At 69.7% G+C, this 17,696-nt stretch carries 22 protein-coding genes and 1 pseudogene; 3 read left to right on the top strand and 20 right to left on the bottom strand.

Going from position 1 to position 17,696, the window contains the following annotated elements; genetic code table 11:
• From C667_RS11485 to C667_RS11420, 15 genes are all read right to left on the bottom strand, one after another.
• On the bottom strand, nucleotides 1–670 hold a 670-nt coding region (locus C667_RS11485), incomplete at its 3' end, for a FeoB small GTPase domain-containing protein (RefSeq protein WP_004363579.1).
• Nucleotides 671–684: 14 nt separating this feature from the next.
• Nucleotides 685–912, bottom strand: a complete 228-nt coding sequence (locus C667_RS11480) for a FeoA family protein (protein ID WP_004363577.1) — start codon at nucleotides 910–912, stop codon at nucleotides 685–687.
• Nucleotides 913–978: 66 nt separating this feature from the next.
• Nucleotides 979–1,230: a FeoA family protein gene (locus tag C667_RS11475; RefSeq protein ID WP_004363574.1), complete on the bottom strand. Its 252-nt coding sequence runs from the start codon at nucleotides 1,228–1,230 to the stop codon at nucleotides 979–981.
• Entirely contained in the window at nucleotides 1,227–3,365 is a 2,139-nt protein-coding gene (locus C667_RS11470; RefSeq protein ID WP_211207696.1) for a heavy metal translocating P-type ATPase, read from the bottom strand. Before C667_RS11470 ends, C667_RS11475 begins: the two co-directional genes overlap by 4 nt.
• Nucleotides 3,362–3,862: a hypothetical protein gene (locus tag C667_RS11465; RefSeq protein ID WP_004363569.1), complete on the bottom strand. Its 501-nt coding sequence runs from the start codon at nucleotides 3,860–3,862 to the stop codon at nucleotides 3,362–3,364. Before C667_RS11465 ends, C667_RS11470 begins: the two co-directional genes overlap by 4 nt.
• Nucleotides 3,855–4,196 (bottom strand): hypothetical protein, encoded by a 342-nt coding sequence (locus C667_RS11460; RefSeq protein WP_004363568.1) that lies wholly within the window; start codon nucleotides 4,194–4,196, stop codon nucleotides 3,855–3,857. The genes C667_RS11465 and C667_RS11460 overlap by 8 nt, the downstream gene beginning before the upstream one ends.
• A complete protein-coding gene (locus C667_RS11455; RefSeq protein ID WP_004363565.1) occupies nucleotides 4,193–4,519 on the bottom strand; it encodes a hypothetical protein in 327 nt (108 codons plus the stop codon). Before C667_RS11455 ends, C667_RS11460 begins: the two co-directional genes overlap by 4 nt.
• Nucleotide 4,520: 1 nt before the next feature.
• Nucleotides 4,521–5,216 carry a ferritin-like domain-containing protein gene (locus tag C667_RS11450; RefSeq protein WP_004363562.1) on the bottom strand — a complete coding sequence of 232 codons (696 nt, stop codon included), beginning with the start codon at nucleotides 5,214–5,216 and terminating at the stop codon, nucleotides 4,521–4,523.
• Nucleotides 5,200–5,541 (bottom strand): cation transporter, encoded by a 342-nt coding sequence (locus tag C667_RS11445; protein WP_004363561.1) that lies wholly within the window; start codon nucleotides 5,539–5,541, stop codon nucleotides 5,200–5,202. Before C667_RS11445 ends, C667_RS11450 begins: the two co-directional genes overlap by 17 nt.
• Nucleotides 5,542–5,573: 32 nt before the next feature.
• Entirely contained in the window at nucleotides 5,574–5,960 is a 387-nt protein-coding gene (locus tag C667_RS26455; protein ID WP_245538466.1) for a PA4824 family protein, read from the bottom strand.
• On the bottom strand, nucleotides 5,921–6,262 hold the full coding sequence (locus C667_RS26450; RefSeq protein ID WP_245538465.1) for a hypothetical protein: 342 nt from the start codon (nucleotides 6,260–6,262) through the stop codon (nucleotides 5,921–5,923). Before C667_RS26450 ends, C667_RS26455 begins: the two co-directional genes overlap by 40 nt.
• 180 nt (nucleotides 6,263–6,442) lie before the next feature.
• Nucleotides 6,443–6,820 carry a DUF6746 family protein gene (locus C667_RS11435; protein ID WP_004363560.1) on the bottom strand — a complete coding sequence of 126 codons (378 nt, stop codon included), beginning with the start codon at nucleotides 6,818–6,820 and terminating at the stop codon, nucleotides 6,443–6,445.
• A gap of 260 nt (nucleotides 6,821–7,080) precedes the next feature.
• Nucleotides 7,081–7,338, bottom strand: coding sequence for a hypothetical protein (locus tag C667_RS11430; protein ID WP_004363559.1), 258 nt, complete (start codon nucleotides 7,336–7,338; stop codon nucleotides 7,081–7,083).
• A 35-nt stretch (nucleotides 7,339–7,373) separates the two neighbouring features.
• Complete coding sequence (gene rpsD, locus C667_RS11425; protein WP_004363558.1) at nucleotides 7,374–7,985, bottom strand: 30S ribosomal protein S4; 612 nt, start codon at nucleotides 7,983–7,985, stop codon at nucleotides 7,374–7,376.
• A 15-nt stretch (nucleotides 7,986–8,000) separates the two neighbouring features.
• The gene (locus C667_RS11420) at nucleotides 8,001–8,300 is read right to left on the bottom strand and encodes a hypothetical protein (RefSeq protein ID WP_004363557.1); all 300 of its coding nucleotides are present in this window, start codon (nucleotides 8,298–8,300) and stop codon (nucleotides 8,001–8,003) included.
• A gap of 189 nt (nucleotides 8,301–8,489) precedes the next feature.
• Between C667_RS11420 and feoB the strand changes: the two genes are divergently transcribed.
• The 3 genes from feoB to C667_RS11405 all read left to right on the top strand — a co-directional run bounded on the left by feoB (nucleotide 8,490) and on the right by C667_RS11405 (nucleotide 12,521).
• A complete protein-coding gene (feoB, locus tag C667_RS11415; protein WP_004363556.1) occupies nucleotides 8,490–10,454 on the top strand; it encodes a ferrous iron transport protein B in 1,965 nt (654 codons plus the stop codon).
• Nucleotides 10,455–10,466: 12 nt separating this feature from the next.
• Nucleotides 10,467–10,733 (top strand): ferrous iron transport protein A, encoded by a 267-nt coding sequence (locus tag C667_RS11410; protein WP_004363555.1) that lies wholly within the window; start codon nucleotides 10,467–10,469, stop codon nucleotides 10,731–10,733.
• Between the two features lie 147 nt (nucleotides 10,734–10,880).
• On the top strand, nucleotides 10,881–12,521 hold the full coding sequence (locus C667_RS11405) for an acyl-CoA synthetase (RefSeq protein WP_004363554.1): 1,641 nt from the start codon (nucleotides 10,881–10,883) through the stop codon (nucleotides 12,519–12,521).
• 99 nt (nucleotides 12,522–12,620) lie between these two features.
• On the opposite strand, the gene C667_RS11400 is transcribed toward C667_RS11405, so the two are convergent.
• From C667_RS11400 to C667_RS11380, 5 genes and pseudogenes are all read right to left on the bottom strand, one after another.
• Nucleotides 12,621–12,962 carry an AzlD domain-containing protein gene (locus C667_RS11400; protein WP_004363551.1) on the bottom strand — a complete coding sequence of 114 codons (342 nt, stop codon included), beginning with the start codon at nucleotides 12,960–12,962 and terminating at the stop codon, nucleotides 12,621–12,623.
• On the bottom strand, nucleotides 12,959–13,663 hold the full coding sequence (locus C667_RS11395) for an AzlC family ABC transporter permease (protein ID WP_004363549.1): 705 nt from the start codon (nucleotides 13,661–13,663) through the stop codon (nucleotides 12,959–12,961). The genes C667_RS11400 and C667_RS11395 overlap by 4 nt, the downstream gene beginning before the upstream one ends.
• Nucleotides 13,664–13,741: 78 nt before the next feature.
• Nucleotides 13,742–14,317, bottom strand: coding sequence for a TMEM165/GDT1 family protein (locus tag C667_RS11390; protein ID WP_004363547.1), 576 nt, complete (start codon nucleotides 14,315–14,317; stop codon nucleotides 13,742–13,744).
• A gap of 54 nt (nucleotides 14,318–14,371) precedes the next feature.
• Nucleotides 14,372–17,449, bottom strand: a complete 3,078-nt coding sequence (locus C667_RS11385) for an efflux RND transporter permease subunit (protein WP_004363545.1) — start codon at nucleotides 17,447–17,449, stop codon at nucleotides 14,372–14,374.
• Nucleotides 17,446–17,696: pseudogene (locus C667_RS11380) on the bottom strand (efflux RND transporter periplasmic adaptor subunit); the annotation flags it as partial. The pseudogene C667_RS11380 and the gene C667_RS11385, both read right to left, overlap by 4 nt.

Raw genomic sequence — 17,696 nt, 5'->3', positions numbered from 1 at the left:
CGGCGCCGAGCGCGAGGTCGTCGCCCTCGAGCAGGCGCACGGCCAGCCAGCGGGCCGACGTCCCCGCCGCCTGCGCGGCCGACTCGAGCCGCGGCAGTAGCGCGGCGACCGCCTGCTCGAGCGCCACCTGGTAGTCCACCCGGGCGCTGGCCGGCTTGCGCGCCTTCACGGCGGCGAGGATCGCCGCCTTGAGCGCATCGACGCCGCGCCCCTCGGACGCCACCACCGGGACCACCGGGCAACCGAGCTTGTGCGCAAGCGCCTCGACGTCGATCGCGAGCCCCTTGGCCTGGGCCACGTCGACCATGTTGAGCACCACCAGCAGCGGCACCCGCATCTCGACGAGCTGGGTGGTCAGATACAGGTTGCGCTCAAGGTTGGCGGCATCGACGATATTGACGACGAGCTCGGCCTCGTTGCCATGGACGTAGTCGCGCGCGACGCTCTCGTCGAGCGAGACCTCGCGGTCGACGACGTCCAGCGAGTAGGTGCCGGGCAGGTCGACGACCTCGAAGCGCAGGCCGTCCTGGCGGTATTCGCCGCTCTTCTTCTCGACCGTGACGCCGGGCCAGTTGCCCACGCGCTGGCGCGAGCCGGTGAGGGCGTTGAACAGGGTGGTCTTGCCGCAGTTCGGGTTGCCCACCAGGGCGATGAGATGTTCGTTCTTCATTACGGGAATCTTCATCACAGCTTGTCGACGTTCAGGGCATCGGCTTCGCCCTTGCGCAGTGTGAGCGCGAAGCCACGCACGCGGATCTCCACCGGGTCGCCCATCGGCGCCACGCGCACGACCTCCAGCTCGGCCCCCGGCGTGAGCCCCATGGACAGGAGCTTGCGACGGTAGGGACCGCCCGCCTCGGCAAAGCCGCTGACCTTCGCGCGGTCGCCGACCGCGAGTTGCTTGAGCATCATCCGACCTACTCCAACTGACGTGAATGCCAGGCCAAGCGGCCCGGCACGGTTCGAAAGCGTCGCGGCTCAGCCCTGCAGCCGCGCCACGAGGATCTTGTGCGCCATGCCGCCGCCGAGCGCGAAGCGCGTCTCGCCGCGCCCGACCACCAAGCCGCCGCCCTGGCGCTGGCGCACCACGAGCTCGCTGCCGACGTTCAGGCCGAGTTCGGCGACGCGCAGCGCCATGCCCGACCCGCCAAGGATCGCAACGACGCGGACGGCTTCGCCCTCGGCGGCCATCGCCAGCGGAAAGGCATCGGAACGGTTCGGGCTGTTCATGCGGACACCTTGCCGCGCCGGGTGGCCACAGGCCCCGTGCGTCGATCGCGCGGCAGGCCGGCCCCGGCGAGCGCGCGCAGCAGGATCGCGATCGTCGTGCCGTTGTGCAGGGCGGAGGCCGCGATCGGGGTCAGCAGGCCGAACGCGGCGGCCGACAGGATCGTGGTATTGAGCCCCACCGTGAGCTTGAAGTTGCTGTCGATCAGGCGGCGCGTGGCGAGCGCCAGCGCCTTGGCGTCGGCGACGCGGGCGATGTCGTCCTCGAGCAGCGCAAGGTCCGACGCCAGCCGCGCAACATCGGCGCCGTTGTGCATCGAGATGCCGACGTGGGCGCCGCTGAGCGCGGGCGCGTCATTGACGCCGTCGCCGACGAAGGCGATGCGCGCGCCCTCTGCAGCCAGGCGCTGCAGGATGTCCGCCTTGTCCTGTGGCAGCAGGCCGGCGTGGAAGTCGTCGAGGCCGAGTTCCTCCGCCATCGCGCGCGCGCGCTCGGGATGGTCGCCGGTCAGCATCAGCACGCGCTTCACGCCGAGTCGGCGCAGGCGGCGGATGGTCCCTGCGCTGTTGGCGCGCAGGCCGTCGCGCAGCGCCAGCACGCCGAGCAGCTCGCCACCGAAGCCGATGTAGAGCAGCGTCTTGCCCTCGAGGTGGAGCCGGTCGATGACCTCGCGATGCTCAGCCACGGGAATGCCCTCGTCGTCCTCGACGAAGTGGCGCGAGCCGACCACGATGCGACGCCCATCGATGACGCTGGCCACGCCGTGGGCGACGATGAACTCGACCTCCTTGTGGTCGAAATGGCGCGGGCTGTCCAGACGCCGGGAGGCCTCGACCACCGCGAGCGCAAGCGGGTGGAAGTAATGCTCCTCCACCGAGGCCGCCAGGTTGATCAGGTCCTCGGGCGAATAGCCCGGCTTGAAGGCGACCGAGTCGGTCACCTCGAGCTTGCCGGTGCTCAGGGTGCCGGTCTTGTCGAATACGAAGGTGTCGGCCTCGGCCAGGCGCTCGAGCGCCTTGGCGCCCTTGACCAGCATGCCCGACTTGCCGGCGGCGTACATCGCCGATTTGAAGGCGACCGGGGTCGACAGCTTGAGCGCGCAGGAATAGTCCGCCTGCAGCACTGCCGCCACGCGCTCCCAGTCGCGCGACACCAGCCAGGTCGCACCCGCCAGGCCCAGCACCATCGGCACCAGGCGATCGGCCATGCGCGAGGCTTCGAGTTGGGTCTTGCTCTTGACCGCAAGCGACTGCTCGACGAAGTCCGCGATGCGGGCTGCCGCGGCCTGCGCGCCAACCTTCTCGGCGTAGATGCGCAGCCGGCCTTCCTCGACCAGCGTGCCGGACAGCACCGCGTCGCCACGGCGGCGCGCCACCGGCACGCTCTCGCCGGTCATGGTGGCCTCGTTGACCATGGCCTCGCCACCCAGCACCGTGCCATCGACCGGGATCACGGTGCCGGTGGCGGCGATCACCGTGTCGCCGACGCGGACCTCCCCGGCCTCGATCTGGATCTCGGCACCGTCGCGCTCCACCCAGATCTCGTCCACCGCGGGTTTCAGCAGGTGCTTGAGCAGGTCGTCGGAGCGGCGCTCGATCGAGGACTCCATGTACTCGCCGAGCGCGAGCAGGAAGGAGGTGGTGTTGGCGGCGAGGTAATCGCGCCGCCCGATCGAGATCGCCACCGCCATCGCCTCGAGCACGTGCGAGGTGACACCCTTCTCGAGGAAGTCATCGACCGCCTCGCCAAGCAGCGGGATTGCCGTACCGAAGGCCACCGGCGCCTGCAGGCCGGGCTGCAGCGAACGCGTCGCCAGCAGGGTCGCCGCACTCAGCGCGACCGGCGCGACGCTGGGCTCGCCGTTGCGCGCACCCGCCTTGCGGGCTTGCGCGGGCACCATGCGCAGGATGTCGAGGGCGATGCGCTCCGCGGAGGTTTGCGCAGCATCGAACTCGACCACCAGCGCGCGCGCGGCAGCGTTGATCCGCACCTTGCGCACACCGTCCACGGTCGCCACCGCCCGCTCCAGCGCATGCGGGTCGGACGGCGCCCCCGGGCGACAAGCGTAGCGCCAGCGCACGCGGCCACGCGTGGCATGCGCCGGCTCCAGCGCGGACACCCAGCCGCCGCTCATCATGCGTCTCCGTGCTGCTCCGCTTCGACTTCGGCGCGGATGTCGGCCATCTGCTCCTTCATCTCCTCGAAGCCGCCGGCCACACCGGCATAAAGCTTCATCGCCGACTTGACGATCTTGCCGCGCAACTCCTCGTCGCTCAGCACCCAGGCCGCCGCGGCACCGATCAGGGCGCCGAGCAGGAACTGCTCGCTGTTGCGCGTGCGCAGGAAGGCCGGCATGCCTTGCAACAGGCCACCGTCGAGGCCGGTCGGCCCGAGGCCCGCCTGAAGACCCGCCTGCAGGCCGCCCGGCCAGGCCCCGGCACCCGGGCCGTAGCCCGCGCCGGGGCCCTGCGCGAACGCGGCCTCCGCCGCGTACATGCCGGCAGCCGGGTCGGCGCCCATGCCGCCCATCCCGTACTGGCCATATTGCCCGTAATGGCCCTGGTTCATCGGCCCACCAGCGCCCTGCATCCCGCGGTCGCCACGGCGATGGGCCTTCTTGTGTTTCTTAGACATCCTTCTTCTCCTGTACGGCTTTCGCGGAATCGCGCAGCAGTCGTTCGATCAGCAGCACGCCGGCTGCACCGGCCGCGGTCGCGACCAAAGCCCCGGTGTAATCCTGCCGGCGTACCGCCATTGCAGCCTGGCTGCCCGCGGCCAGCGCGGCGCCACCCTGCAGGGCGTGGCGCAGCACCCGCTTCAGATCGACTGCGCACGCCGGCGCGGGGTGATCCTGGAAAGCGGACACGCAGCCGGCGGCGACGAATCCCTGGACGAAGCCGCCGCCCGCGGCGCGGCTCACCGTGACAACCGGCGCCGAGGGTAGATGGGGCAGGATCGGGGTTCTCATGACTCGGCGTCCTCCTTGCGTGCGGCGGCGTCCGCCTTGGGCGCGGCCTTCGCGGCACGCGGCGCACGCTTGCACGCCGCAGGTGCGGATGGCTCGGCGGCCTCTGCCGGCATCGATTCGCCGTCTTCGTCCGCCTCGGCGGCGGTCAGGCGCTTGCGGGCGCGCGCAGAGGCGTGCTCGATGGCTTCCAGGCTGGACACCGTGGCGTCACGCAGCTTGTCCTGCGCCTTGTCCAGCCCGGCCTTGGTCTTGTCGGTCTTGATGAGGCGGAGGGCGACGGCGCCGGTCAGCACCCCTGCGACGAAGGGAAAGAGCGGGAACATTTCAGCTCTCCTTGCGATGACGGCCGATCCCGTCTTTCAACAGATAGACTCCTGCGCCCCCTGCAACCATGCCGGCCAGCATGGCGGGGTGTGCACGGCGCAGAAGCGGACTGAAGAGGCCGAGCGGCCCGGCATGGGGCCCGAGCTGCGAGAAGGCCGTCTCGAGAAAGTCGGACAGCGGCCCATGCCTCACGTAGGCCTGCTGCGGCGGGATGCCGTGGGCGGCGTGGTAGCTCTCCTGCGCCTGCGCAGCGGAGGCAGCCTGACGGAATGCGGGCAGGTGGTTCTGCAGCGAGGCCGCCTGCAGGCGCTGGAACACCTGACGGATTTCCGGCTCCGCCACCTGGGTCAGCAGGTACGCGTACAGGTGAACGTTGGCGATTTCGCCATTGACCGCACGCTGGCAATTGGCCAGCCAGGTCGGCGCGACGTTGGTTTCCTGCGGGAAGGGATCCAGCGGGCGCGGGATGCCGAAGCGCTCGCACAGCCCGAGCAAGACCGCGATGTGTTGTTCCTCGGAACGGACGATGTTGGCGAAGGGAGGACGTGCGCCGAAGGCTTCGGCCACGCGCGCATAGAAGCTGCGCGCGGCGTACTCGTCGTACAGCGCGATCCGCACCGCCTGGTGCACCACCGGATAAGGCGCGCGCGGGTCGATGCGTTGCGCGCGCAGGATGAACTCATCGTAGTTCTGCATTGCCGATCTCCCGGTAGCTGTCGTGCAGGATGCGCTCGAGGACGGCCGCGGCCTCTGACGCCGCACCGGCGAGGAAATCCCCCCACGCGTGCTCGGGGATCACCTCGGGGTCGTAATGGACGGTGCACGAGCGCGCGAGCAGGTTTACCTGCACCGAGCGCACGCCCGGCGTGCGGTCGAGCAGCGTTTGGAAAGCTCCGGCCTCGACCCTGGGCACGTCGATCGAGACCACCCGACCATCGAGCTTGAGCCGGATCCGCCCGCGGATGTGGTGGGCGATGCGCACGTCGCGCAGGAAGCCGCGCAACTCCTTGAACGAAACCATCGAACTTACCCCTCGTCGAGCGCGCCGGGCGCTCAGAACTCCCAGGCCACGCCGACGTTGGCGATGTTGCGATCGTTGCCGCGCCCGACCGCGCCCGAGACCTTCACGCCCTCGGCGATCGTGTAGCGCAGGCCGACCTGGCGGTCCGGGCCGGAATGCTCCGCACCGAAGGTCTCGACGACGAAGTCGAGCTGCTCGGAGAGCGGCAGGTCGAGACCGACACCCCAGAAATTGACGTCCTCGTCGTCGCGCACCCACTCGCGGCCGAGGTTTACATGCACCCGCGGTCCCTGCTCGAACGCCCAGGTCGCCAGGCCGGCGAGCGCGTCGACACGGGTCGAGTCCTCGCCGCTGACGCGCTCGCGGCCGTATTCGTACTTCAGGCCGGCCGACAGCCCGGTCTCGGACTGCAGCGGCACCCACTTGATCGCCGCGCCGACGGCATGGATCTTCGCGTCGGGGTCGGCATCGCGATCCTTGGCACGCCCGAAGCCCACCTCCACTCCACCTCGACGTTGTCGATCGGACCGAAGCCCGCCGCACCCTCGTAGCCGCGCACCGCATCGTCGCGACTCCAGCCGAACTCGAGCTTGGCGCCACCGCGCTCGAGCGTGCCGGCGTCATCCACCGCCATCGGGCGCTCGGCGAAGGCCGGAGCGGAGCAGAAGGCGAACAGCGAGGCCAGCACGATCGGGCGCAGCCCGGACTTGCGATGAGACATGACGATTCCTTTGCAGGGAGGGGTGGACAAAGACGGGCCGCCCACACGAGCGGCCCGAAAAGGATGAGTGATCCCCGGCGACCGGGGCTGCGAGACGATCACCCGCCCGCAGCCCGTCGATGCGACAGGAACGCCGGACGCTCGCGCCTCGGACGTGCCCGCATGCGCCCGGGGGAGTTCTTACTTGACGACCTGGCCGGAGACCGAAAGGTAGGCGCGGCCGTGTTTGAGCACCGCATCACGATCGAGCTTCTCGGAAGCGATGTGCACCTCTTCGAGCGTACCGGCGAGTGCGCTCATCTCCTCGTTGATCTTCTTGAGCGCGTTCTCGAGCGTGTAGGTGAGCTGGTGCACCTCGGCCATGTCCGAGTCGGTGACCTTGCCGTCGAGGATCGCCTTCAGCTTGAGGTTGTACTCGTTGAAGTTGGCGACCGCCTGCGCCAGGGTCGCGGAGGGCTTGCCCTCGAAGTGGGCACTCCGCTCGCCCGCGCCCGACGCCCACACGGGGGTGGCAAGCGGGACGAGAGCCAGCGTGGCGGCGAGGATCAGGCTTTTCATGGGATTTCCTTGTAGTCGGTAGCGGCTCCGTTGCGGCGACGCGGCAGCGTCAACGGACCCTCGGGAGCAGTTGCAAAATCGTAGCAGCAATGACAATCGTTATCATTTGATGAATATCAATGCTGTCCCGATTGCCGCGAATGAGGGCTTACTTCGCGCGCCGCGGACATCCCTTGCAGGGCTTGTCCTTCTTGCAGCATTTCTTGCTCATCGGTTTCTCCTGGTGAAAGGGAAAGATGGACCGCGCCGAAGCGCGCCGTTCAGTGCAGCACCCGCGAACCCTGGCTGACGTCATCGGCCTCGCCGAGCACCGCATAGGCCTCCCAGTCCTGGACGAGCCGGGCGGCGCACTCGCGCAAGCACGCGGAGAGGCGAGGATCGCTGCCGATCACGCGGAAATGACTGGCGATCGCGTGCGCCAGGGCCGGCGAGCGCCGTGCCGGAAAACGCGACAACAGCTGCAGCGCCGCCGCCAGCGCGAGCTCCGGGTCGGTGTCGTACTCGGGCCCCTCGGTCACGGCCGCGCTGCGCCAGCCGGCAGACGTTTGCGCGCTCACAGCCGCACCGCGTAGTACTCGACGACCTGCTGGACGTCGACCGGGAACGGGACCTCGTCGGGCGCAGGAGTTCGCGTCACCGTCGCTGCGAATTCCGCCGCATCGAAGACGAGCCACTCGGGACGGATCAGCGCCGGCTCGGCGAGCGACTCCACCACCACCGGGATGCTGCGCGCACGCTCGGCGAGCTGAACGCGGTCGCCTGGCCGGATGCGGATGGAGGGGATGTTCACCGCCCGCCCGTTGAGCAGCACGTGCTTGTGGCGGACGAGCTGGCGCGCCGCCACCGCGGTCGGTGCGAAGCCGGCGCGGAACACGAGGTTGTCGAGGCGGCGCTCGAGCAGCTCGAGCAGCTTGTCGCCGGTAGGACCGCGGTCGCGCTTGGCCTCGCGGAACAGGCGCTGGATCTGCTTCTCGCCGAGACCATAGTTGAAGCGCAGCTTCTGCTTCTCGATCAGCTGCACGCCGAAGCCGGACTTGCGCTTCGGACGCCGGCCATGCTGGCCGGGCGGATAGTTGCGCTCACCCAGCGGCTTGCGCGACAGACCCGGCAGCTCGGTGCCGAGGGCGCGCATCACTTTCAGGCGGGGGCCGGTGTAACGGGACAAGTCGTTCTCCTCGAGTCAGTTCGGAAAGGCAGCCACGGAGGCCGAAGCAGGCATAGAGCGCACGCGAGGACGCCGCGAAGCCGGGGATGTGCGGGTGGCGCCCGCGCACTGCGGAGGACGCGGGAGGGAGATCACGCGGTCGAGCTCTTCGCACGACGTCATCAGCTCCGGATCCAGGGCTCCGCCATCCAGGCAACGCAGCAACAGCGCCGCCTGGTGCGCGGCACGGGGGCAGCCGGTATCGAGATAGCGCGAGACGTGGGCAATCACGCCGGCGAGCAAGCGGGTCTGCTCATGCGAGGAAGGCTGGGTCATCACGGTCTCCGTTTTGCGAATGATTCGCAATATCGTTAAAATCCGGGCGCCTGTCAAGCGCCTGGATCACTGCAGGCCCAGGCACACCGAGGAGGCGTCATCCGCAGCACATTTGAGCTGGATCAGCACCGGAAATAATGCGACCCATTATCGTTCTAGGCTTACCCCGCCCTCCGGACACCCGAGTTCATGGACTGCGCCACTTCGCCCTCCCCCGCCACCGCCGCCGTGCTGCGCACCCTGGCCCTCGTCGGCCACCCCAACGTCGGCAAGTCGGTGCTGTTCCACCGCCTCACCGGCACCTACGTCACGGTGTCCAACTACCCGGGCACCACGGTCGAGGTCTCGCGCGCCACCCCGCGCTTCGACCGCGAGGCCTCGCTGCTCGACACGCCGGGCGTGCTCGCCCTGCCCTCGCGCAGCGACGACGAGCGCGCCACCATGCGCGCGCTGCTCAATGAGGACATGCGCACGCTGATCCAGGTCGGTGACGCCAAGAACCTGCGCCGCACGCTCAATCTCACCGCGCTGCTGGCCGAACTCGGCGTGCCGATGGTGATGGCGCTCAACATGACCGACGAGGCCAAGGCGCGCGGGGTCACGGTGGATGCCGGCGCGCTGGCCGAGGCCCTCGGCGTGCCGGTGGTGGCCACCGTGGCGACCGGCGGCGAAGGGATTGCGGCGCTTACCGACGCGCTGTCGCGCGCGGCGGTGCCCGCGCCGCTGCTGCGCTACGACCCGGTGCTCGAGCGCGACATCGCCCGCGTCGAGCAGCTCATCCTGGCCAACTGCCCGCATCCGCGCCTGGCCGCACGTGGCCTGGCCATCCTCGCGATCGGCCGCGACTCCGAGGTTGCCGACTGGCTCGCCGCCCAGCCCGGCAGCGCCGACGTACGTACCGCGCTCGCCGAACTCACCGCGCCAACCGGCCGCGACACCCTGCCCGCGCGCCTCGCCCGCGAACGCAGCAGCGCGGCCGAGGCGCTCGCGCGCACCGTCACCCGCCAGGCCGCAGGCAAGGACCGCACGCTGTCGATGCTGCTCGGCCGTGTCGCGGTGCACCGCCTGTGGGGCTGGCCGATGCTGCTCGGCGTGCTGTACCTGGTGTATCTCTTCGTCGGCGATTTCGGCGCCAGCACCCTGGTCGGGCTGCTCGAAGAAGACTTCTTCGGCGAGGTGCTCAACCCGGCGGTCACCGACTTCGTCACGCGCCACATCTCCACGCCCTGGCTGGCCGACCTCATCGTCGGCGAATACGGCCTGTGGACCATGGGCATGACCTACGCGCTGGCGCTGATCCTGCCCATCGTCACCACCTTCTTCCTCGCCTTCGGCGTGCTGGAGGACTCCGGCTATTTCTCGCGCCTGTCGGTGATCGCCAACCGCATGTTCGCCGCGATCGGCCTCAACGGCCGCGCGGTGCTGCCGATGGTGCTCGGCCTGGGCTGCGTGACCATGGCCACGCTCACCACCCGCATCCTGCACACCCCGCGCGAGCGCCTGATCACCATCTACCTGATGGCACTGGCGATCCCGTGCTCGGCGCAGCTCGGCGTGGTGCTCGGCCTGCTCGGCGGCATCTCCTTCGGGGCCACGGTGATCTGGGTGCTGGCGATCGTCGGCGTGCTGCTGTTCACCGGCTGGCTGGCGAGCAAGGTCGTGCCCGGCAAGCGCGTCCCGCTCGTCACCGAGCTGCCGCCGATGCGCATGCCGGTGCTGGGCAATGTGCTCAAGAAGACCGGCGGCCGCCTGAAGTGGTACCTGATCGAGGTCATCCCGCTGTTCCTGATCGGCACGCTGATCATGTTCGGGCTCGACCGCAGCGGCGCGCTGCCGTGGATCATCGAGGCGGGCAAGCCGCTGGTGGTGGGCTGGCTCGGCCTGCCGCCGGAGGCGAGCGCGGCCTTCGTGATGGGCTTCCTGCGCCGCGACTTCGGCGCCAGTGGGCTCTTTGCGCTGCAAAGCGAGCTGTCGATGATCCAGGCCGTGGTCGGCATGGTCACGATCACGCTCTTCGTGCCCTGCATCGCCAGCCTGATGATGATCATCAAGGAGCAGGGCATGAAGGTCGCCGCGCTCATGCTGGCGATGATCATCCCCACCGCCTTCCTGATCGGCGGCCTGCTCAACCACGGCCTGCGCCTGATCTTCTGACGAGTCCGCGCCATGAACGCCACCCCCTCCAAGCCCATCCCGCAGCCCCACGAGCGCATCCGCCTGATCGGCACCCCGGTCGGGCGCATGGTGCGGATCGACGACTTCGGCGACGAGATCGACCCGCTGCAGCGCGAGCAGCTCCATGCCTACGGGCTGTCCGCCGCGCATGCGGTGAAGGTGCTGCAACAGCAGCCGATGACGGTGCTATTGTGCGAGCACGTCGAGCTCGCGATCGAGCACGCGGTGTCGCGCCACATCTGGGTGCAGCCCGCCTGAGCGCCTCAGGCTGCTTTCACAGGCCTTGCGCGCAGGAGAACTGCAGACAAGATCGACGCCATCCTCCATACTATACGGTATGGACCGAATCCCGCGCGGGACGCCGGCCCGACCAGTTTGTCTTCATATGAACGGGAGAGGAAAAGGATGTCGCAAAACGCATATCAGCAAGGCCTCGACAAGAACGCGGCCAACTACGTACCGCTGTCGCCGCTGAGCTTCATCGAGCGCACCGCCATGGTCTATCCGACGCGCACCAGCGTCGTCCATGGCACGCTCGCCTACACCTGGAGCCAGACCTACGAGCGCTGCCGCCGCCTGGCGAGCGCCCTGGTCGCGCACGGCGTGAAGAAGGGCGACACGGTCGCGTGCATGCTGCCCAACGTGCCGTCGATGTTCGAGGCGCACTTCGGCGTGCCGATGACCGGCGCGGTCCTCAACACCCTCAACACCCGCCTCGACGCCGACGCCATCGCCTTCATGCTGCAGCACGGCGAAGCCAAGGTGCTGATCACCGACCCCGAGTTCGCCGGCGTGGTCCGCGCCGCGCTCGAGCTGCTGCCCGGCGACAAGCCCCTGGTGATCGACGCCCTCGACCCCGAGTACCCGGGCTCCGAACGCGTCGGCACCCTGCTCTACGAGGACTTCCTCGCCGGCGGCAACCCCGACTTCCAGTGGAAGCTTCCCGCCGACGAGTGGGACGCGATCGCGCTCAACTACACCTCGGGCACCACCGGCAACCCGAAGGGCGTGGTCTACCACCACCGCGGCGCCTACCTGAACGCCGCCTCCAACATCATCAGCTGGGGCATGCCGCAGCACTCGTCCTACCTGTGGACGCTGCCGATGTTCCACTGCAACGGCTGGTGCTTCCCGTGGACCATGGCGGCCAACGCCGGCATCAACGTCTGCCTGCGCAAGGTCGACCCGGCGCTGATCTACGAGCTCATCCGCCGCCACAAGGTCACCCACATGTGCGGCGCGCCGATCGTCTACGGCATGCTCATCAACGCCCCCGACGGTCTGCGCGCCGGCATCGAGCACAGCGTCGCCGGCCTCATCGCGGGTGCCGCGCCCCCGGCCGCGATCATCGAGGGCGCCGAGAAGATCGGCTTCGACATCACCCACGTCTATGGCCTGACCGAAACCTACGGCCCGGCCTCGGTGTGCGCCAAGCACCCCGAGTGGGACGCGCTCCCGATCGACCGCCGCGCCGAGCGCAACGGCCGCCAGGGCGTGCGCTACCACATGCAGGAAGCGATCACGGTGCTCGACCCGGTCACCATGGAACCCGTCCCCGCCGACGGCGAGACCATGGGCGAGATCATGTTCCGCGGCAACCTGGTGATGAAGGGCTACCTCAAGAACGAGAAGGCCACCCAGGAGTCCTTCGCCGGCGGCTGGTTCCACACCGGCGACCTCGCGGTCATGCACCCGGACGGCTACGTCAAGATCAAGGACCGCTCCAAGGACGTGATCATCTCCGGCGGCGAGAACATCTCCTCGCTCGAGGTGGAAGAGGTGCTGTACCGCCACCCGGCGGTGCTGACCGCGGCGGTGGTCGCCAAGCCCGACGAGAAGTGGGGCGAGGTACCGGCGGCCTACATCGAGGTCAAGGAAGGCGCCGGGGTAACGGCCGACGACATCGTCGCGCACTGCCGCGAACACCTGGCGCGCTACAAGGTGCCCAAGTTCATCGAGTTCTGCGTGCTGCCCAAGACCTCGACCGGCAAGATCCAGAAGTTCGCCCTGCGCGAGATGGCCAAGTCGGCCTCCGCGATCGAGTGATCGCGCACCGCGGGCGGTCGCCGATGGCCGCCCGCGGACCTCGTGCCCGAACGCCGTGTACCGCCGCGAGGTGGGCGCGGCGTTTTTCGTCCGCAGGCCCTACCAGCCGGCCCCCTTGCGCAGCACCAGCAGCACCCCCATCCCGAGGATGAAGGGCAGCCAGGGGTTGCGCCAGCGCGTGGCCACCACGATGACCACCAGCCCGGCCGCCAGCTTGGGGTTGAAGGGATCGAAGCCGGCGCCGTCGAGCAGCAGGTCGGGCATGACCAGCGCCGACAGCGCCGCCGCCGGCGCATAGCGCAGCGCACGCTGCAACGCAGGCGGCAGGCGGCCCTTCTCGCCGGCAAGGATGAAGCTGCCGCGCGTCATGATCGTCGTCGAGCCGATCGCCAGCAGCGTCAACCACAGCCACAGGCCCTCGCTCATCACCGCTTCGCTCATCGCGACGCCCTCCCCGACAGCGCGCGCTCGGCGACGAAGCCCGCTGCGATGCCGAGCGCGATGCCGGCGATCAGCCCCAGGCGCAGCGGCAGCTCGCGCAGCAGCACCGCCCCCAGCCCTCCCACCAGCGCGGCCACCCACATCGGCCGCTCGCGCAACATCGGGATCATCATCACCGTCAGCGCGATCGTGGTCATGAACTCCAGCGACCAGTCCTGCGGAATCACCGCGGCGCCGAACACACCCACGATGCCGCAGAGCTGCCAGAGCAGCCAGCAATACACCGATGGCACGATGTAGTAGCCCCAGCGCCAGTGCGGATCGTCGGATCTTTGCAGCTTGTCCGCGCCGACCGCGAACATGCCATCGACGAGCAGATAGCTCGACGCCAGCCGGCGCATGAAGCGGTGATCATGAAAGACCGGCGCCAGCGTCGCGCTGAAGATGACGAAGCGCAGGTTGAGCACCATCGCGGTCAGGAAGATCAGCCACAGCGTTGCACCGCTGCCGATCAGCGGCAGGGTGCCGAGCTGGGCGGTGCCGGCATAGACCAGCAGGTTCATGCCCATGGCCTCGAGCGGCGACATGCCGATCGAGCGCATCGCGATGCCCGTGACCATCGCCCACGGCACAAGGCCCACCGAGAGCGGCAGGAAGTCGCGCATGCCCTCCCGGGCACCGCGGCGAAAGGAGGATTCCATCAGGCCGGATCGCAAAAGCGCTCAAGCATAGCAGCCCTCGCCCGCCTGCGTCCGCCCCCCCTCACCACCGCGGGGTGCTCAGAAGCCCAGCCCCTCGCCGGCGCCGGCCAGGGTCGCGATGCCCAGGCCGAGGAAAATGGCCGCGGCGATGCCGTGCACCAGCTTCACCGGCATGCGCGTGGCGATGCGGTCGCCGAGCAGCACCGCGGGCACGTTGGCGATCATCATGCCCAGCGTGGTGCCGGCCACCACCGCGACCAGGGCCTGGTACTGCGCCGCCAGCGCAACCGTGGCGATCTGCGTCTTGTCGCCCATCTCGGCGAGGAAGAAGGCCACCAGCGTGGCACCGAACACGCCCAGGCGCGGCAGCCTGGCCTCTTCCTCGTCGAGCTTGTCGGGGATCAGCGTCCACGCCGCCATCGCGATGAAGGACAGCCCGAGCACCCAGCGCAGGGTGTGCGGTCCCATCAGCGTGGTCAGCCAGGTGCCCACCGCGGCGGCGAAGGCGTGGTTGGCCAGCGTGGCGACCAGGATGCCGGCCACGATCGGCCACGGCCGGCGGAAGCGCGCGGCGAGGATGAAGGCGAGCAGCTGCGTCTTGTCGCCGATCTCGGCGAGGGCGACGATGGCGGTGGAGACGAGGAAGGCGTCCATGGCGGGCAGGGTCGGTGTGGGGCTGGGGCGGCGAGCCTGCCGCGGCGCAGCATTCTATCGGCCGCCGCGTTGCATCGCCATCCGATACACCAGCGGCACCGCGAACAGGGTCAGCACGGTGGAGAAGCCCAGCCCCCACACGATGCTCGCCGCCACCGGCCCCCACATCAGCGACTTCCCACCCAGCCCGATGGCGAGCGAGAGCAGCCCGCCGATGGTGGTGGTGGTGGTGATCAGGATCGGCACCACGCGCCGGCGCGCGGCGTAGATCGCGGCGTGCTGCACGCTCATGCCGGCGGCGCGGCGCTCGTTGGCGGCGTCGATGAGCACGATCGCCGAGTTCACCGCGATCCCGGTGAGCGCGATCACCCCGTACAGCGTGTACAGCGACAGCGGATTGCCCGACACCAGCAGGCCGAGCACCACCCCGGTGAAGGCGAGCGGCACGGTCAGCAGGATGATCAGCGGCTGCCAGTAGCTGCGGAACTGGGTGGCGAGGATCAGGTAGATCAGCCCGACGCCGAGCGCGAACAGCTTGCCCATCGCGTCCAGGCTCTCCTGGATGTCCTCCAGCTCGCCGGAGAAATCCAGCTCCACGCCCGGGAAGCGCGGCTGCAGCTGCGCCCACGCCGCCTTCAGGCGATCGTTGGCCTCCACGGTGTCGAGGCGCTCGCGGTCGAGCTCGGCCTCGACGGTGATCGCGCGCGTGAGCTGGTAGTGGCGGATGTAGCCCTTGGACAGCAGCAGCTGGTGGCTCACCAGCTCGCCGAGCTGCACGCTGCGCCCGTCGGCGAGCGGCACCGGACGCTGCAGCAGGCCGGTGACGTCGTCCAGGCTCTCCTGGCGGGCGCGCACCACCACCTCCAGCTTCTCGCCGCCGTCGCGCGTGGTGGCGACGATCTCGCCCTCGCCATACAGGCGTAGCAGGCGCGCCACCTCGGCCGGCTGCACCCCGGCGCGCGCGAGCTTCTCGCGGTCGAGCGCCAGGCGCATCTCGCCGCGCCCCGCGACGTCGTCGTCGGTGAGGTCGCGCACCCCGGGCAGCTTCGCCGCCTCGGCGAGCAGCGCATCGGCGGCGACGCGCAGCTGCGGGTAGTCGTCGGACTTCATCTTCACCGAGATCGGCTTCGCGGTCGGCGGCCCGCCCTTCATCTCCATGAAGGAGAACTTCGCCTCGCCGGCGAGCGCCTCGATGCCCGGACGCACCGCGGCGATGACCTCGGCGGTGTCGCGCCCGTCGGCCGCGCGCGGCAGCAGCGAGACCAGCACCTGGGCGTACTGGTCGCCATACACCGGCTCGGTCTCGGTGAACTTCAGGCCGGCATAGGCCGCGACCGAGCGCAGCTCGTCGGCGCCGATCGTCTCGCCCAGCGCCTTCACCGCGCGCTCGGCCTCGGCCAGCGTGCGCTCCGGCACCACGCCCGCGGGCATGTCGACGTTCACATAGAAGAGCCGCATCGAGTCGAAGGCGAAGAACTGCACGCGCACGAGGCCGGTCACCACCGCCGCACCCGCGCCCGCCATCATCAGCAGCAGGACCGCGGTCGTAAGGCGGCGGCGGCGCATCACCGCCACCAGGGCACGCGCATAGCCGATGCGGATGCGCAGCGTGAAGCGCTCGCGCAGCGCCTGCGCACGCGAGGGTCGTTGCGAGGGCTGCGGGCGCAGCGCGAGGATGTGCGTGGGCAGGATCCAGTAGGCCTCGACCAGGCTCACGAGCAGGCCGACCGTGACCACGAAGGGCACCACGAACATGAACTTGCCCAGGATGCCGGGCAGCAGCATCAGCGGCAGGAAGGCGGCGATCGTGGTCAGCACCGAGGACAGCACCGGCAGGCCGACCTCCTCCACCCCGCCCACCACCGCCTCGTGCGGCGGATCGCCGCGCTGCAGGCGATAGTAGATCGCCTCGACGATCACCACCGCGTCGTCGACCAGCATGCCGAGCGCGATCACCACGCCGAGCAGCACCGTGAGGTTGAGCGTGGAGCCGATCAGGTCCACCGCGATGAAGGTGCCGGCGAGCGCGAAGGGCACGCCCAGCCCGACCAGCAGGGCCAGCCGCGAGCCGAGGAAGACCCAGCACATCGCCAGCACCGCGAACAGGCCGAACACCGCGTTCGACTCCATCACCCCGATGGCGTGGCGGGTGGCGTGGGTCTGGTCGTCGATCAGGCGCAGCTGCACGCCCTGGTCGGCGAGCAGCGGGTTGCGCCGGGCGGCGAAGTCCTGCAGGTGCTCGACCAGCTCGAGCGTGTTGGCGTCGGCGTCCTTGGTGATCGACAGCATCAGCGCCGGCGCACCGTTGTAGCTCACGAGCTGGCCGGGGCGCTCGTGGCCGCGCGCCACGCTGGCGAGCTCGTCGAGCGCCACCCGGCCCGCCGGCGTCACCACCGCGGCCTGGGCGAGCACCTCGGGGTCGGGCGTCTTGCCCTCCATGCGCACCAGCCACTCGCGGTCCTGCACCCGCACGCGGCCGGCGAGGGTGTTGCGGAACCAGGCCGCCACGCCGTCGGCGACCTGCACCGGCGACAGCCCGGCCGCCGCCACCCGGGCGGGGTCGAAGTCGACATGCAGCTGCGCATCCTCCAGGCCGGCGGCAATGACCTGGTCCACGCCGTCGAGGCCCTCGAGCTCCTTCTTCATCACGAAGCCGGCGCGCCGCAGCGCCTCGCCGCCCGCGCCGTGCAGCACCAGGATCGCGGTCGGGAAGCCGTTCGAGCTGGTGAATTCGACCACCACCGGGTCGGTCGCGTCCGGCGGCAGCTCGGCCGAGGCCTTGTTCTGGATCTCGCGGCGCAGGTCGTTCACGCGCTTGTCGAATGTCCGCTCGGGGAGCTCCTCGAAGCGCACCAGGATGGAGGACACGCCCTCGCGGCTGGACGAGGAGCTGAAGCGGATGTCCTTGACCTGCTTGATCGCGTCCTCGAGCGGCCCGGTGAGGTCGCGCTCCACGTCCTCCGCCGAGGCGCCGGGCAGCGCGGTGACGATGCTGACCCAGTTGAAGTTGATCTCCGGGTCCTGCGCCCGCGGCATGGAGAGGTAGCTGAAAAGCCCGCCCAGCAGCACCATCAGGAAGGCGATGTTGGCGAGCGGATGATTGTCGATCAGCCGCCGGTAGAAGCCGTTCAACGCGCGCCCCCGGCCGCGTCGGCCGGCGCCTGCAGGCCGATCGCGAAGCGCCCCTCGTCCACCACCTGCGCGTCTGCCGGCCAGTCCACCGCGGCGGCACGGCCGGCCTGGGCCTCGGGCAGCACCACGAACTCGGGCTCGGCGCCACGCAACCGCCAGGCGCCGAGGCGGCCCTCGCGCTGCTGCAGGTAGGCGGGCGGCAGGTGCGGCACCCGGCTGCGCCAGCGCAGCTCGCCCGCAAGGCCCG

Origin of the sequence: Thauera phenylacetica B4P (genome assembly GCF_000310225.1) — a bacterium.
Classification (GTDB): Bacteria; Pseudomonadota; Gammaproteobacteria; order Burkholderiales; family Rhodocyclaceae; genus Thauera; species Thauera phenylacetica.
Note: the sequence above shows the minus strand (reverse complement) of the source record. Positions and strands in the feature narration are given on the sequence as shown.